Annotated in this window: 17 protein-coding genes; 11 read left to right on the top strand and 6 right to left on the bottom strand. The window is 74.4% G+C overall.

The window, feature by feature from the left end; genetic code table 11:
* Positions 1 to 3: 3 nt before the first annotated feature.
* Positions 4 to 1,758, bottom strand: coding sequence for a hypothetical protein (locus VEW93_02420; GenBank protein HYI60641.1), 1,755 nt, complete (start codon positions 1,756 to 1,758; stop codon positions 4 to 6).
* A gap of 451 nt (positions 1,759 to 2,209) precedes the next feature.
* Here VEW93_02420 and VEW93_02415 point away from each other — a divergent pair, with 451 nt between their 5' ends.
* From VEW93_02415 to VEW93_02395, 5 genes are all read left to right on the top strand, one after another.
* Positions 2,210 to 2,944 carry a hypothetical protein gene (locus tag VEW93_02415; protein HYI60640.1) on the top strand — a complete coding sequence of 245 codons (735 nt, stop codon included), beginning with the start codon at positions 2,210 to 2,212 and terminating at the stop codon, positions 2,942 to 2,944.
* A gap of 63 nt (positions 2,945 to 3,007) precedes the next feature.
* On the top strand, positions 3,008 to 3,445 hold the full coding sequence (locus VEW93_02410) for a hypothetical protein (protein HYI60639.1): 438 nt from the start codon (positions 3,008 to 3,010) through the stop codon (positions 3,443 to 3,445).
* 109 nt (positions 3,446 to 3,554) lie between these two features.
* A complete protein-coding gene (locus tag VEW93_02405; GenBank protein HYI60638.1) occupies positions 3,555 to 4,046 on the top strand; it encodes a hypothetical protein in 492 nt (163 codons plus the stop codon).
* A complete protein-coding gene (locus VEW93_02400; protein ID HYI60637.1) occupies positions 4,043 to 4,636 on the top strand; it encodes a hypothetical protein in 594 nt (197 codons plus the stop codon). The genes VEW93_02405 and VEW93_02400 overlap by 4 nt, the downstream gene beginning before the upstream one ends.
* Positions 4,633 to 5,151 (top strand): hypothetical protein, encoded by a 519-nt coding sequence (locus VEW93_02395; protein HYI60636.1) that lies wholly within the window; start codon positions 4,633 to 4,635, stop codon positions 5,149 to 5,151. The genes VEW93_02400 and VEW93_02395 overlap by 4 nt, the downstream gene beginning before the upstream one ends.
* Positions 5,152 to 5,162: 11 nt before the next feature.
* Here the strand turns inward: VEW93_02395 and VEW93_02390 are convergent, their stop codons facing one another.
* Positions 5,163 to 5,492: a phosphopantetheine-binding protein gene (locus tag VEW93_02390; protein ID HYI60635.1), complete on the bottom strand. Its 330-nt coding sequence runs from the start codon at positions 5,490 to 5,492 to the stop codon at positions 5,163 to 5,165.
* A gap of 63 nt (positions 5,493 to 5,555) precedes the next feature.
* Between VEW93_02390 and VEW93_02385 the strand changes: the two genes are divergently transcribed.
* Positions 5,556 to 5,798 carry a phosphopantetheine-binding protein gene (locus tag VEW93_02385; GenBank protein ID HYI60634.1) on the top strand — a complete coding sequence of 81 codons (243 nt, stop codon included), beginning with the start codon at positions 5,556 to 5,558 and terminating at the stop codon, positions 5,796 to 5,798.
* Between the two features lie 474 nt (positions 5,799 to 6,272).
* On the top strand, positions 6,273 to 7,016 hold the full coding sequence (locus tag VEW93_02380; GenBank protein HYI60633.1) for a hypothetical protein: 744 nt from the start codon (positions 6,273 to 6,275) through the stop codon (positions 7,014 to 7,016).
* Between the two features lie 196 nt (positions 7,017 to 7,212).
* Here the strand turns inward: VEW93_02380 and VEW93_02375 are convergent, their stop codons facing one another.
* From VEW93_02375 to VEW93_02365, 3 genes are all read right to left on the bottom strand, one after another.
* A complete protein-coding gene (locus VEW93_02375; GenBank protein ID HYI60632.1) occupies positions 7,213 to 8,040 on the bottom strand; it encodes an aminoglycoside adenylyltransferase domain-containing protein in 828 nt (275 codons plus the stop codon).
* A gap of 159 nt (positions 8,041 to 8,199) precedes the next feature.
* Positions 8,200 to 9,480, bottom strand: a complete 1,281-nt coding sequence (locus VEW93_02370) for a DUF6596 domain-containing protein (protein ID HYI60631.1) — start codon at positions 9,478 to 9,480, stop codon at positions 8,200 to 8,202.
* The gene (locus VEW93_02365; GenBank protein HYI60630.1) at positions 9,477 to 9,896 is read right to left on the bottom strand and encodes a YciI family protein; all 420 of its coding nucleotides are present in this window, start codon (positions 9,894 to 9,896) and stop codon (positions 9,477 to 9,479) included. The genes VEW93_02370 and VEW93_02365 overlap by 4 nt, the downstream gene beginning before the upstream one ends.
* Positions 9,897 to 10,044: 148 nt before the next feature.
* Between VEW93_02365 and VEW93_02360 the strand changes: the two genes are divergently transcribed.
* The 4 genes from VEW93_02360 (at position 10,045) to VEW93_02345 (ending at position 13,143) form a co-directional block, all read left to right on the top strand.
* Positions 10,045 to 10,500: a hypothetical protein gene (locus tag VEW93_02360; GenBank protein HYI60629.1), complete on the top strand. Its 456-nt coding sequence runs from the start codon at positions 10,045 to 10,047 to the stop codon at positions 10,498 to 10,500.
* Complete coding sequence (locus VEW93_02355; GenBank protein HYI60628.1) at positions 10,500 to 12,011, top strand: GMC family oxidoreductase; 1,512 nt, start codon at positions 10,500 to 10,502, stop codon at positions 12,009 to 12,011. Before VEW93_02360 ends, VEW93_02355 begins: the two co-directional genes overlap by 1 nt.
* The gene (locus VEW93_02350; GenBank protein ID HYI60627.1) at positions 12,008 to 12,532 is read left to right on the top strand and encodes a hypothetical protein; all 525 of its coding nucleotides are present in this window, start codon (positions 12,008 to 12,010) and stop codon (positions 12,530 to 12,532) included. Before VEW93_02355 ends, VEW93_02350 begins: the two co-directional genes overlap by 4 nt.
* Positions 12,533 to 12,633: 101 nt before the next feature.
* Positions 12,634 to 13,143, top strand: a complete 510-nt coding sequence (locus tag VEW93_02345) for a DUF4383 domain-containing protein (protein HYI60626.1) — start codon at positions 12,634 to 12,636, stop codon at positions 13,141 to 13,143.
* 18 nt (positions 13,144 to 13,161) lie between these two features.
* On the opposite strand, the gene VEW93_02340 is transcribed toward VEW93_02345, so the two are convergent.
* Positions 13,162 to 13,722: TetR/AcrR family transcriptional regulator (locus VEW93_02340; GenBank protein HYI60625.1), on the bottom strand; the 561-nt coding region annotated here is incomplete at its 5' end.

Genomic DNA, 13,722 nt, shown 5'->3' with positions numbered 1-13,722 from the left:
GGATCATGCGTGGGCACCGGTGAGGAGATCGTGCTCGGCCGAGCCCGACAGGAGGTGGTCGACGACGGGGCCCAGGCGGCTGGCGACGGCGGCGGGGTTCAGGTCGAGGCCGGCCAGGGCCTCGTCGGACACCACGAGCGGCACGAGGGCTGGCGGCAGGTCACGGGCCAGGTCCAGGGCGGCGGCGGCGGGCATCACCTGCAGCGGCAGGCAGCCCTGCTCGATCGCCTCGAGGACCCGCAGCGGCTCGAGGTCACCCTCGGCCCGCCACCACAGCCGGGTCCGGGCCGTGCGTAGCAACGTCCGCACGGCGACGGCATCGAGCACCGGCGGGTCGAGATGAGCCCACAGGATCCCGGGCAGGTAGGTGGGGCCGGGACCGTGGTGGCCGGCCAGGGCGAGGGCCAGGTCGGCCTGGTGGCCGTCGCGGGCGCCGTCGCGGATGTGGTGCTCGACGACCGCCCACGCGTGGGGCCGGCCGGGGGCGGCGTCGGCCAGGGCCCGGATCTCGTCGTGGAGGTCGAGCGCGGGACGCAGGGCGACGGCCCCCTCACGCCACCCGAGCGGTGCCGGCGCCGGGGCGACGGGCTGGCCGGTGGTGGCCCGCAGGGCGACGGCGACCCGCTGGGGCAACGAGGCCCCGGCGAGGGTGGGCGGGGCACCCTCGCCCCAGCGGGGCCGGGGGGCCACGTCGTTGGCCCGATCCCAGGCGTCGGACCAGGCCCGGCGCAGCTCCTCGTAGGCGGGGGGCAGGCCCTCGATGATCGGGGCCATGAACGGCCCCATCTCGGGACCGAGGGCCATCTGGCGGACGTGTTCGGGATCGATGGGGGCGGCAAACCCCGCGGCGGGGTCGGGGTCACCGGCGATGGCCAGCTCGGCCATGGTGATCAGGCACGGGCCGCAGCGCCCGCAGCTTCCCGCCGTGCCCTCGGTCCCGCACACCTGGAGCGACCGCCGGGCCAGCGGCGAGTCGAGCAGGTGGGCGACGCGCTGGCCTCGGGTCCTCTCCGGGTTGCCGGCGACGACCTCGGTCCGGCCGGTTCGCAGCGGGCCGATCAGGGCCGAGTCGACCCCGGTGCTCGTGTGGACGTGGCCCGGGTGACCGGCGGTCAGCATCAGGCGGTGCATCCGCCCGGCGACCTGGAGGCCGGCACCGGTGAGGGCCGGCGCCGCGGTGTCGATCCCGCGGCGGTGGGTGCTGAGCAGGGCCTGAGCCGAGGACTCCACCTCGACCACCTCCAGCCCCAGCTCGGCGGCGACGAGGCGGTGGCCAGCGACGATCTCGGCCTGGACGGCTTGTGTGATCGGCGAGGCCTGGCGCACCGACACGAGGTGCGTCACCCGGTCGCCGGGCGGCTCGTCCAGCAGGTCGAGCAGGGTCGACCACGAGTCGACGCCCCGGGTGAAGAAGAGGCCGACCGCGTCGCCGTCGGCCGGGGTGTCGTAGACGTCGTCGACCCGCACGGCGAGGGGTGGGAGGTCCCACCAGTCGGCCAGCGCGGCCATGATCTGGGGCGCGCCGGTCGCCATCCGGGCATCGACCGGGCCCTCGACGTGGAGATCCTCGCCCCGCACTGCGGCCAGCATCACCAGCGGGGCAACGCCGGGGGTCGCGGTCGGGTCGAGCAGGTCGGCCTGGGCGATGGGCACCCGCACCTCGAGGGGCGCCAGCGGGGTGCCGTCGGCCGCCTCGAGCTCGGTCCGCACGACGAGGTGGCCGGCCTCGACACGGGTGACCGGGGAACGGGCGCGCACCGCCGCAACCTAGTTGTCGGCCCGCGGAAGGGAGCCGTGTGTGGGTCATGCGGCTGTGAACGAGTCGGCGGCGTAGTTCCACTTGGATGGTTGCAGACCGGTCGTGGTCCCGACGGCGGCCACGAGCAACCAGGTCGCGAGGCCCGCGATTCCTCGTCGGCAGGCCATCGCAGCGATCGTCCCACCGACCACGGTGTCACACACACGACGTCGCGGCTCCCCCCAGATCGTCCGACTGGCACTCCTCGCGGTTGTATGAGGGGCGCCACTTCTCATGGTCGATGTGATCTCCTGGGAGCCCTCCAACCATTGGGATTGGTAGGTGATTGACAGGTTGAGTGCGCATCGTTACCGTCGCTGACTTGGGCCCCAGGCGGGGTTGCGAGGCGGGCCGCGGCGCGAGGCGAGGAGAGGGTCGATGGGGAGATCAGGGACCCTCGGCTTGGCTGTCGTGGCCGCCGTCCTCGCCGCTGGTGCGTTCACCTGGGTGCGCGCCGACGACGACGCCTCGACCCCGGTCGGGGCCGTCGACCGGTTGTCCCGGCCGGGTCTCTCTCTGCCCCGCCCCGGGGCGGCCGACGCCGCCGCCGTCACCGAGGCCCTCGGCGACGAGGTGATCTTCGCCGAGGGGGGACGCTCCTCCCTCGACGCCGAGCTGGTGCGCTGCCTGGTGCCCGAGCACGCCGCCCCCTTGTCCGAGGCCGGTCCCGTCACCCGCGGGTCGGTCGTGATCGGCACGTACGCCCTCGAACCGGCCTTCGGGGAGGCCATGACGGCCCGGCACCTCGCCCAGGCCTGTCTCGACCAGGCGACGCAGGGGACCGACCTCGGGCTGGACGACGCCGAGCTCTGCCGGCCCGGCGGCGACGCCTTCCCCCGCCCGTCGGTGATCCTGGACGGCCCGGCCTGCGCCGAGCTCGGCGCCGGGGTCCGCCCCCTCGACGTCGACGGCCTGGTGCGCCTCAACGAGGCCCGCGCCGCCGAGGTGGGCATCCTGGCCGTGCCCGCCGACGACGGGTGCCCCACCCTCGAGGCGGCCCGTTCGTGGGCCGAGGACCACCTCGACGGCCTCCTCGCCGGGGCGACGATCGACGTCACCGACGAGGGCGCCGGGTGCTACCGGCCCTCTGTCGCCTGGGACCACGACACCGTCACCGTGGCCGCCGTCGGCCGCCAACCGGGCTGAGCCGCACCCCACGGCGCCCTCACACCCCTTCTGCACCCCCACCCCCCACACCAAGGAGACACCATGAGCACCGCGATCGCAGACCGCAAGACCGGGACCAAGGCCAAGCTGGCCGGGGTCGCCGCTGCGGCGGCGGCCCTCGCCTCGACGGCGGTGGTCCTCACCGCGCCGGCGCCGGCCGGCGCCGACGAGTACGACTGCGCGTACCAGGCCACCGTCACCTCCGACTACTTCTACGACGGCCAGAACTGGTACGCCGAGACCGCGGCCCAGCTCAAGTCCACCTACACCGGGTGCTACTACATCTACGCCGCCACCCAAGACTCGTGCGCGTCGGCTCGCCTCCGCTACATCGGGGAGGGAGGCGTGACCTTCACCAGCCCGACCCACGCCGTCTGCGAGGCGTTCTACTTGAACATGTCGGGGAGCGCCATCACCAGCGGGACCAAGTTCCGGATCGAATCGCAAGCGTCCCCCGAAGCGTTCCACCTGCGGTACTGACAGAGCTGGCCCGGGTCCCGCCGGTCGCCGCCCGCCCTCGACGGGCGGCGGTCCCGGCCGCCCCAGCCCGCCGGATGCCCGACCCGACCGACGACGAGCGACCACACCCATGAGCATCCTGGGCCTGCGCGCCCCCACCGACGACGACAGGCCCTGGATGGTGGCCGCCCTGGCGAACGGCCACCGTTCCCAGCGGTGGTCGCTCCGGGGCCTGTCGCCGTCACCGGGCCTGGTCGAGAGCCTGCTCCGCGACCAGGTGGCGACCCAGGCCGTGGCGGCCCCACCCGGGAGGCCGGGCCTGGCCCTGTTCCAGGTCGTGAAGGTGCACGAGCCGACGCACTCGGCCGACCTGGAGCTGATCACCGCCCCCGGCGACCTCACCCTCGTGCGCGACACGCTGGCCCGGTTCACCGCCGACGTCTTCGCCAGCGGCGGGCTGCGCCGCCTGATCCTCGCCACCCTCGACGGGCACGCGGACGTGGCCGCCCTCCTGCCCGGCGCCACGCCCTCGTTGCGGCTCCGGGAACAGGAGTGGACCGACGACGGCGTCCTGTCCGACCTGCTCGTCCACGAGCTGTGGGCGCCGGAGGCGTCGCCGTGACGGGAGCCGAGCTGGCCTTCGGGCAGCCGCTGGCCGGTCGGCGCGTCGCCCTGCGCCCCCTCGACCGGCGGCGCCTGGCCGAGCTGCACGCCCTGCTCGGCGCCGGAGACCCGCGGGCCTGGCCCCTCCGGGGCGCCCTGCCCTCGCTCGATGAGCTGGAGGAGCAGCTCTGGGGGGCGTCCCGGGTCCAGTACGCCCTCGTCGCCCGCGGTGACGACCGGACGGTCGGCCTGGTGCAGGGGCTCGACGAGGACCTGCGGTCCGGCACCGTCGCCGTCGGCATCGCCGTCGGCGAGGAGCTGTGGCGCGCCGGATGGCCATTGGAGGGGCTGGTCCTCTTCCTCAACCTCCTGATCGCCGGTCACGGCTACCGCAAGCTGACCCTCGAGGTGCCGGCTCACGGCGTGGACCGCTTCGTGGGCTCCTCCCACCGGTGGTTGGAGGACGAGGGCCACCTGGCCGCCCACGCCGTGACCGAGCACGGCGTCGAGGACGTCGCCTTCTTCTCCCTGTTCGCCCGCGACTGGGACCGGGACCTCGCCCTGCAGGTCACCGGCAACGCTCGTGCCGGGGCCGGCGGCACGTCGTGAACGACGTCGGCCTGCGCGACTGCGGCGAAGCCGAGGTGTGGGCCCTCCAGGGCTGGCTCGACCAGTGGGTGGGGACCACCCGGTGGCCGCCGCCCGGGCTCACCCCCGGCCCGGCCGCCCGGGCCGGCCTCATCTGGGCCGACGCCCCCATCCAGAAGGTGGTCGTGGCCGGGGGGCGCGACATCGCGCTGTGCACGCTGCACGACCTCGACCTCTTCAACCTCCACGCCACGCTGTCATGGCTCGCCGACCCCACCTCCCCCGCGGCGGGGGACGGCATCGCCGCCTTCGTGGCCCTGGCCCTCCGGAGCTTCCCGGTGCGCAAGCTCACCTTCGAGGTGGCATCCGACGGCGCGGAGGGCGGGGCGCTCGTGTCCGTCCCGGTCCACCGCGTGGGCCGGCGCCCCGCCCACCTCCGCCGAGACGCCACCCGCTTCGCCGACGTCGACATCTACGAGGTCAGGAGAGGCGACGTGGCGGGAGTCGAGACGGCGTGGGAGGGCCGCGTTGGTTGATCCCCTGCCCGTCAGCGCTCCCGGGCGACCTCGACCGGGGGTGGGGGAGAGGCCTGGTGGTCGCGCAGCGTCCCGGCGTAGTGCAGGAGATCGCCCACGGAACGCAGCTCGGCGACCAGGTCGGCGGGGAGCTCGATGCCGAGGGCCGTCTCGACGGCGCCCACCACGACCACGCGGTCGACGCCCCACAGGCCGAGGGCTGCCAGCTCGTCGGCCGGCTCCAGGGGCCCCGGATCGTCCCCGGTCGCCCCGGCCCACACTGAGCGGAGCCAGGGTGCGGACACCTCCACCGCCGAGGAGGTGGTCGTCGTGTCCCTCTCGTCGGACCCGCTGGATGTCACCGCCGGCATGGTACCGAGACGTCGCGGAGGCGACCGCCGATCATCCCGCAGGAAGGAGCTGAGGTGGCGCACGAAACGATCGAGGGGTTCGGGCGGGAGCTGGCCGAGATGCTGGAGGTCGACCCACCCGGGGTGGTGAGCGTCGGCGACGACCTGTTCGCCGATTGGGGCCTCGACTCCATCCAGTTCTTCCAGGTGATCGTCTTCGTGGAGGAGATGGCCGAGGTGGACGTGCTCCCGCCGAACCCCCCCGAGGTGTTCACCGTCGGCGACGCCTACGCCTACTACCGGTCGCTGCTGGCGTGACCGCCCGGCGCGGACCCAGGCCCAGGCCTCGACCCGTCGTCCTCTGGCGAGATGCGCCGACGAGGGTGGCTCAAGCGGTCGGTGCCAAGAGCGACGACACAGCGACCTGGCTGACGCCACCCGCTCGCTGGCCGCCGTCGCCGCCTTCAGCCCCGCCGTCCCCGACGGTCCCGACGGCACCGCGGCGACCGACGACGGACGCCCCCGTGATGTCTGGGGAGCCAGGGATCGCCTGGCGGGAACCGACATCGGGCTGTGGTGCGGCACGGCCGATCCGCTGCTCGATCGGGTCCAGCGCTTCGCCGGCGCCCTCGACCCCGCGCCGGCGGTGGCCGACTGGACCCCCGGCGACCACACCCGCGGCTACTGGGACCGGATCACGCCCGCCGCCCTCGCCTTCGTCGGCCGGTCCCTGACCTGACGCCGCCTCCGCCTCGCCCGCCCGCCAGCGGCGACGGCCTAGAGTCCACCTCGATGGGTCAGGGGCCGACGGAACCCGAGGACCGCCACCCGGTGCGCGCCCTGTGGGCGGTGCCCCGCAGCGCGTCCACCGCCTTCGAGCGCATGATGATCGAGCGGGGCGACCACGCCGTGCTCGACGAGCCGTTCTCCGCCGTCTACTACCACGGGCCCGACCGCCGCAGCCCTCGGTTCCCCGAGACCGAGCCCGACGCCACCGTGCCGGCCATCATCGCCGAGGTCGAGGCGCTGGCCGCGTCGGGGCCGGTCTTCGTCAAGGACATGGCCTACCACCCGGGCCCCGCGCTCGACGCCCTCCTGGGCGCATGGAACAGCACGTTCCTGATCCGCGACCCCCGCTGGTCGATCCCCTCGATGGCGCGCATCTGGCCCGACATGACCGACGAGGAGGCCGGCTTCACGGCCCTGTCCAGGGCCGTCGAGACGCTGCGGGCGGCCGGCACCGAGCCGCTGGTGATCGACAGCCACGACCTGTGCCGAGAGCCCGAGGCGGTGGTGGGGGCCTGGTGCGACACCATGGGCCTTGCCGCCGCCCCCGACGCACTCACCTGGGAGTCGGGCATGCGGCCCGAATGGGAACGCTGGCGCGACTGGTACGGCGCCACCTCCCGCAGCAGCGGCTTCCTGGCGCCCCCGGACGGCAGCCCCCCGGCACCCCAGGACGCCCGGATCGCAGCCCTGGTCGAGCGCAACCTCCCCGTCTACGAAGAGCTACGCACCGCCTGCCTGGTCCCGTAGCAGGGGTGCTGAGCGGCCCGGTCTGTCCGGGCCGACCCGGGCGGCTCACCCTTGGCGGTCGGACACCGAGATACCGACGTCCTGATGAAGGTCGCTAGAGGCCCGTGGTGCTGACGCCGTACTCGGCCTCCGCCCGGGCCGAAACCCGCGGACCTTTGCGAGATGACGGCCGCCCAGACTTCGCGCCCGGCCCGGCTCAGGGCAGGTCGGTCCCCGAAGCGATGACCTCGTCCACGAAATCCGCCGTTCGCCGGCCCCGCTGGGCCGGTGACCACCGCAGTTGGTCGGGTTGGGACCGGACGTAGGCCAGGGCGTCGATGATGAGGGGGTGCCACCTCGACGGGAAGACGTCGAGGGCGTACTCGCCGGCGGCCTCCTTCGACACGACCTCACCGGTCGCCATGGTGCAGTGGAGGCGGGGCGGGCCCAGCGTTCCCCAGGCCGTCCAGTAACGCGGCCGGCCGGTGAACCACCGGCGGGGAGAACGGTGGACCCGCCCGGCCCACGGCCGCCAGTAGCTCTCCAGGTTGCCGTGGTTCCAGGAGCGCAGCAGCTCGAGCTGGGGGTCCAACCCCAGGGTGGACGGGTCGGGCCCGCGCACGGGTATGCCCCGTTCGGCGAGGGTCTTCCAGGCCACGGGGCTGACGTCGGACCCCGCCGGGCCCGTGCCGAAGGACACGCCGACGTGGTGAGCCACCGGTGTGATCGCGCTCACGGGCTGAGACAGGTCGGTGGATCGGATGAAGACGCCGTTGCACGTGCCCGTGGTCGGGGACCGGCGCCGGCCTAACGCCGACAGCGCCGTGTGCATCCCGCTCTGCTGGTGCTGGATGCGCAGGCGGCGCAGCTGGGCCGGGGTGAGGTCGTCGTCCACCACGGCCACGAAATCGATGTCGCTGCGTCCGTCCCGGTAGGCGTCGTACGCCGTCGAACCAACCACGTAGAAGCCAGTGACCAGCCCCGGCAACAGACGGTCTACCTGGGCCAGGTACCGCTCGACCGCTCGCTCGACCGTCGGGTGCATGGCCGGCGAGTTTCGCGTCCCCCCCGTCCATGCCAAGGGGGATCCCTCACCTTCAGGGCCCTTCCCCGCCCCACCCTGACCGTGGACACCCACCTCGTGGCCGGGCGCCGGCCAACGAAGAGGGCTACCCGGGTGGACGACGAGAGGGGCCGACTGGCCTCAGCCGAGGTCGCGGCGCTTGCGGTCGAGCAGGCCGCGTTCACGGGCGTTGCCGCAGAGGTCGACGGCCCGCTCCAGCTCCGACCTGGCCTCCTCGACCCGGCCCAGTCGGGCCAGCAGCTCGCCCCGCACGCTCGGCACCAGGTGGGAACGGGCGAGCTGCTCCGAGGCGACCAGGTCGTCGACGACCCGGAGGGCGGCGGCCGGCCCCTGGGCCATCGAGAGCGCCACCGCCCGGTTCAGCTCGACGACGGGGGAGGGGGCCAGCCGCCCGAGGGCCTCGTAGAGCACGACGATCCGCTCCCAGTCGGTGGCCTCGACCGAGGCGGCCACGGCGTGGCCCTCGGCGATGGCGGCCTGGAGGCCGTAGGCGCCCAGGCCCCGCCCCACCTGCCCGGCCCGGGCCAGGGCGGCGCGTCCCCGCCGGATGGCGGCCCGGTCCCACCGCCGCCGGTCCTGGTCGGCCAACAACACCGGGTCGCCGTCGGGGCCGGTGCGGGCCGGGAACCGGGCCGCGGTCAGCTCCAACAGCGCCAGAAGGCCCTGCGCCTCCGGCTCGTCGGGCACCAGGCGGGCCAGGACCCGGGCCAGCCGGACCGCCTCGTGGGCCAGGTCGGGCCGGATCAGGTCGTCGCCGGAGGTCGCCGTCGACCCCTCGGTGAAGATGACGTAGAGCACGCTGAGCACGGAGCCCAACCGCTCCTGACGCTGCTCGGGCGGCGGCACCTCGAAGGGGACCCGGGCCGCCGACAGCGTCTTCTTGGCCCGGGTGATCCGGGCCTGCACCGTCGCCGTGGGCACCAGGAACGCCCGGGCGATCTCGTCGCTGGTCAGGCCCCCGACGACCCGCAGGGTGAGCGCCACCCGGGCCTCGGGGGCCAGCAGGGGGTGGCAGGCGATGAAGACCAGGGCCAGCACGTCGTCGTCGATCCGGTCCGGGTCGGACAGGAGGTCGCCCGCCGCCGCCGGGTCGGGGGAGGCCGCTGCCCCCGTCACGGTGCCGCCCTCGCCCAAGCCGTGGGCGAGGGCGGCGTAGCGCTCGTCGCGCCCGGCGCGCCGCCGGAAGGCGTCGATCGCCCGCCGGCGGCCCACCGTCATCAGCCACCCGGCCGGCTGGCGGGGCACGCCGTCGCGGGGCCAGCTCACCAGCGCCTCGGCCAGCGCCTCCTGGGCCAGGTCCTCGGCCAGGGCGAAGTCGCCGGTGTCGCGGGCCAGCGCCCCGACGATGCGGGCCGACTCGATCCGCCACACCGTGGCCACGGCCTGGCGGGCGTCGCTCACAGCTGGCCGGTGGACTCCCGCCACGCCCGCTCCTTCTGGACCCACTCGTTGTCCTGCGGGAACTCGTCAATGCTGGCGACCCGGCGGATCTCGGTCTTCAGGCCGGGGCCGGCCAAGGGGGCCCGCTTGGCCCACTCGACCGCCTCCTCCTTGGATGCGACGTCGAGGATCCAGAAGCCGCCGAACAGCTCCTTGGTCTCACCGTAGGGCCCGTCGGTCACCACCGGGGGCTGCGACGAGTAGTCGACGACGACGCCCTGGGCCGCGTCGTCCAGGCCCTCGGCGGCGACCAGGACGCCGGCCGAGATCAGCTCGTGGTTGAACCGGCCCATGGAGTCCACGACCTCCTGGAAGTCCACGTCCTGGAACTCGGCGGAGGCCCCGTCGGTGGCCCGCATGATCAGCATGTACTTCATGGGTTCATCTCCCTGTGTGGCGGGCCGTCCGGACCCTCTCACCCCTAGGTCGAACGGCGCGGCGCCGGATCGACACCGGTGTCGAAGAACTTTCTGCGCCCCGGTCGTACCACCCACGGGCCCACCCCGCGCCACTACGGTGCGGGCCGTGGCCGGGCCAGTCATGGGTCGGGGCCGGGACGTCCTCTCCGGCCGGCGCCGGGGCATCCTGCGCCGCCTGGCCGTGACGGCCTGCCCGCCGGACGTCGCCCGCCCCGAGGTGCTCGACCGGGTCGTGGACCAGGTGGAGGTGACGGCCGCGGCGCTGCCGCCCACCAGCCGCGGGGCCCTGCTGGCCGCCATCGACCTGGCCGGCCTGCCGTCCCCGGGCCGGCGATCGCGCCGGGCCAGCCCGTCGGGGTGGGGACCGCTGCGCCGCACCGTCCGAGACGTGCTGGTCCTCGCCTACTACGACCAACCGGAGGTCAAGGCCCGCCTCGGCTACGACCCCGACGCCTGGACCGCCGAGGTCGCCGGCCCCCGGGCCGCTCGCTGGGCCACCGCCATCGAGGACCATCGGGCCGTGGTGCTGGCCCGCGCCCCCCGGCCGCCGCGGGAGGGTTGATGGGCGCCATCCACGACGGACGGGCCCTGGTGGGGGAGCGGCGGGGCTGCGACGTGGTCGTCGTCGGCTCCGGCGCCGGTGGCGCGGTGGCCGCCGCCGAGCTGGCCGAGGACGGGCTGTCGGTGATCGTCGTGGAGGAGGGCCCCCACCGGCCGACGGAGAGCTTCAGCGGCGACGACATGGCCATGGTGCGGGCGCTGTACCGGGACGGCGGCGCCACCACGACCCTGGGTCGGCCACCCATCACCTACAACGAGGGTCGCTGCGTCGGGGGGTCGACGGTGATCAACGGGGCCATGGCCTGGCGGACGCCGGAACGGGTGCTCCGCCGGTGGCAGCGCGACGAGGAGATGCCCGGCCTCACCCCCGAGGCGCTGGACCCCTGGTTCGCCAGGGTCGAGCGCCTCCTCTCGGTGGCGCCCCAGGACCCGTCCTCGATCGGCCGCGACCAGCACCTGCTGCGCCAGGGGGCCCAGCGGCTGGGGTGGCGGGTGGTCGACAACCGCCGCGCCCAGGTGCACTGCGCCGGGTGCAACCGCTGCCTGTTCGGGTGCCCGACCGGGGCCAAGCAGTCCACGCTGGTGTCGTACCTGCCGCGGGCCATGGCCTTCGGGGCCGAGGTGTACGCCGGCTGCCGGGTCGACCGGGTCCGGTTCCGGGGCAAGCGGGCCGTGGGCGTCGAGGGCACGGTGGTGCCCGAGGGGGGCGGGCCAGCGGCGCCGTTCACCGTCGACGCCTCGGCGGTGGTGGTGGCGTGCGGGGCCATCCACACCCCGGCGCTGCTGGTGCGCTCCGGTGTCCGCTCGCCCTCGGGCCGCATCGGCCGAGGGCTCTGGGTCCACCCGGGCGCCCAGGTCACGGCGGTGTTCAGCGAGCCGGTCGAGGGCTGGAAGGGCGTCCACCAGGCGTACCAGGTCCGTGAGTTCGAGGACGACGGGGTGATCATGGCCGCGGTCAACCTGCCGCCGGCGCTGGTGGCCCGATCGCTGGCCCTCGACGGCGCCGCGCTGGGCCGGGCCATGGAGGACTACCCGAGGATGGTCACCGCCGGGGTCCTGGTGGAGGACAGCAGCAGCGGCCGGGTGCGGGTGGTGCGGGGCCGGCCTGTCCCCACCTATGACGTCACCGCGGCCGACGCGGCGCGGATCGCCCGGGCGGTGCGACTCCAGGCCGAGGCCCTGTTCGCGGCGGGCGCCGTGCGGGTCCACCTGCCCTTCGGCCCCGGGGACCGTGTGGTCACGGGCATGGACGAGCTGCGCGGCCTGCCCGACCCCCGGCCCCGGGACCTGGACCTGCTGACCGTGCACTTGATGGGGACCGCGGCCATGGGCGGCGACCCCGGGCGGCACGTCTGCGACCCCGACGGCCGCGTGCGGGACACGGTGGGCCTCTCCGTGCTCGACGCCAGCCTGTTCCCGTCGCCGGTCGGCACCAACCCGATGGAGACGATCATGGCCCTGAGCGGACGCGGCGCGGCCGCCCTGGCCGAGGACCTGGGGAGGGCCCGGTGACCCACCACGAGCCGCCGCCGTCGCGCCGATTCCTGGAGCTGGCCACGTCTCCGGCCCGCGACCTGCAGGCCGAGATGCGGCGCGGCCGGGCGCCCGACCGGGCCAAGCTGGCGGGCCAGGAGCTCCGTGGCGTCAACACCGCCGGAGGGCTGCGGCTGGCGGGGGCCGATCGCTTCGTCAAGGGCTTCACCGGGGATGGCGGCTACAACCGGCGCGTCCGGCGCGGCCCCCGCACCGGCCGGTGGCTCCCGGCCGACGGCCCGGAGCCAAAGCCGTTCGCCTTCTTCTCTGTCGACGCCGTCGACCCCGAGGCCACCGACAACCGGTACCTGGACGCCCTGCTGCTCGACTACGGCCCCCACGCCCGCTCCGCCCTCGATCCGGCCGGCCGCCTGCGCGACTACCTCGTCGCCCTCGACGCCGACCACACGCTCCTCCTGGGGCACGCCTTCGTCGCCCTGGGTCGCCGGCGCATCCCGGCCACGTTCTTCGTCCTCGAGCCCCTCCGCCCCGCCCCCTGAGCCGAGAGGCCGGAGAGCGTGTGGTGGGCGCGGGCGGCGCAGCCACCGGTTTGACGCTCCGCACAGTGGTGAGACGGAGGTCCCACCCTTGAGGAGATCCCATGGCTGCTCGCCGACCTGCTGCCGCCGCCCCGTCCGAGAGCGGCCGCGTCGCCGACCTCGGCGGCCGTCCCGTCGATGCCCCGCTGGCCCGCCGGTTCGCCACTGTGGTCGCCATCGCCTTCCTGGCCGTGGGCGTCCTGGGCTTCGTGCCCGGCATCACCAGCGACCTGGGCGACATCACCTTCGCCGGCCACGAGTCCGAGGCGGAGCTGCTCGGCATCTTCCAGGTGTCGATCCTGCACAACATCGTCCACCTCCTCTTCGGCATCGCGGGCGTCGCGGTCGCACGGACCGCGGCGGCGTCCCGCAATTTCCTGATATGGGGCGGTGCGATCTACCTCGTGCTGTGGATCTTCGGGATGTTCGTGGCGGGGGACAACCCGGCCAACTTCGTCCCGGTGAACACCGCCGACAACTGGCTGCACTTCGTGCTCGGCGTGGGCATGATCGCCCTCGGCCTGCTGCTCACGCGCGACCGCACGACCACCCGCCGTCGCAGCACGGTCTAGGCGGGCGATCACCCGAGGTCAACGGAGCAGCGGCGTCAGCAGTTCGATGATCGCCTGCTCCGTCGACTCGGGGTCGAGACCGCCGTCGAAGCGCAGGATGCGCCAGGTGGTCGCATCGCACACGGCAACGATCTGAGCAAGGCGTCGCTCCCGGGTCGGCTCGTCCGACCCGGGAGCGACGTGCTCCGCGAAGGCCCGGCGGCACCAGTCGACGTGGTATGCGCGACCCCGCGCCACGATCTCGGGCAGCCCCGGCACGAGCGGCGCCTCGGCGTACGTCTTGAGGATCAGGAGCCCGTACCGCTCGTAGTGCTCCACCAGGGCGCGCACCGTCTCGCCCGGTGTCGACCGTGCCGCTGCCTCACGGGTGGCGGCGATACGGCCCAGTTCGCGCTCCACCGTCGTCGTCATGAGCGTGGGCTTCCCCCCGAAGCGGCGGATGACGGTCTGAGCGGTCACTCCGGCGTCAGAGGCGATGTCGTCGATGCGCACCCGCTCATACGGAGTCGTCCGCAGTCGCTCGAGCATCGCATCGACGATGCGCTCGCCCGTGAGCTCCGTCGCGTCCGCACGCGCCGT

The sequence above is a fragment of the Acidimicrobiales bacterium genome (genome assembly GCA_035630295.1).
Lineage (GTDB): Bacteria > Actinomycetota > Acidimicrobiia > Acidimicrobiales > Iamiaceae > Iamia.
The sequence above is the reverse complement of the archived record's forward strand: the minus strand, read 5'-3'. Positions and strand labels throughout refer to the sequence as shown.

Bases quoted from the DNA above. Each gene is read 5' to 3' on its own strand.
- VEW93_02410 (HYI60639.1), top strand. From the start codon at position 3,008: ATGAGCACCGCGATCGCAGACCGCAAGACCGGGACCAAGGCCAAGCTG.
- VEW93_02405 (HYI60638.1), top strand. From the start codon at position 3,555: ATGAGCATCCTGGGCCTGCGCGCCCCCACCGACGACGACAGGCCCTGG.
- VEW93_02380 (HYI60633.1), top strand. From the start codon at position 6,273: ATGGGTCAGGGGCCGACGGAACCCGAGGACCGCCACCCGGTGCGCGCC.
- VEW93_02375 (HYI60632.1), bottom strand. From the start codon at position 8,040: ATGCACCCGACGGTCGAGCGAGCGGTCGAGCGGTACCTGGCCCAGGTA.
- VEW93_02365 (HYI60630.1), bottom strand. From the start codon at position 9,896: ATGAAGTACATGCTGATCATGCGGGCCACCGACGGGGCCTCCGCCGAG.
- VEW93_02355 (HYI60628.1), top strand. From the start codon at position 10,500: ATGGGCGCCATCCACGACGGACGGGCCCTGGTGGGGGAGCGGCGGGGC.
- VEW93_02345 (HYI60626.1), top strand. From the start codon at position 12,634: ATGGCTGCTCGCCGACCTGCTGCCGCCGCCCCGTCCGAGAGCGGCCGC.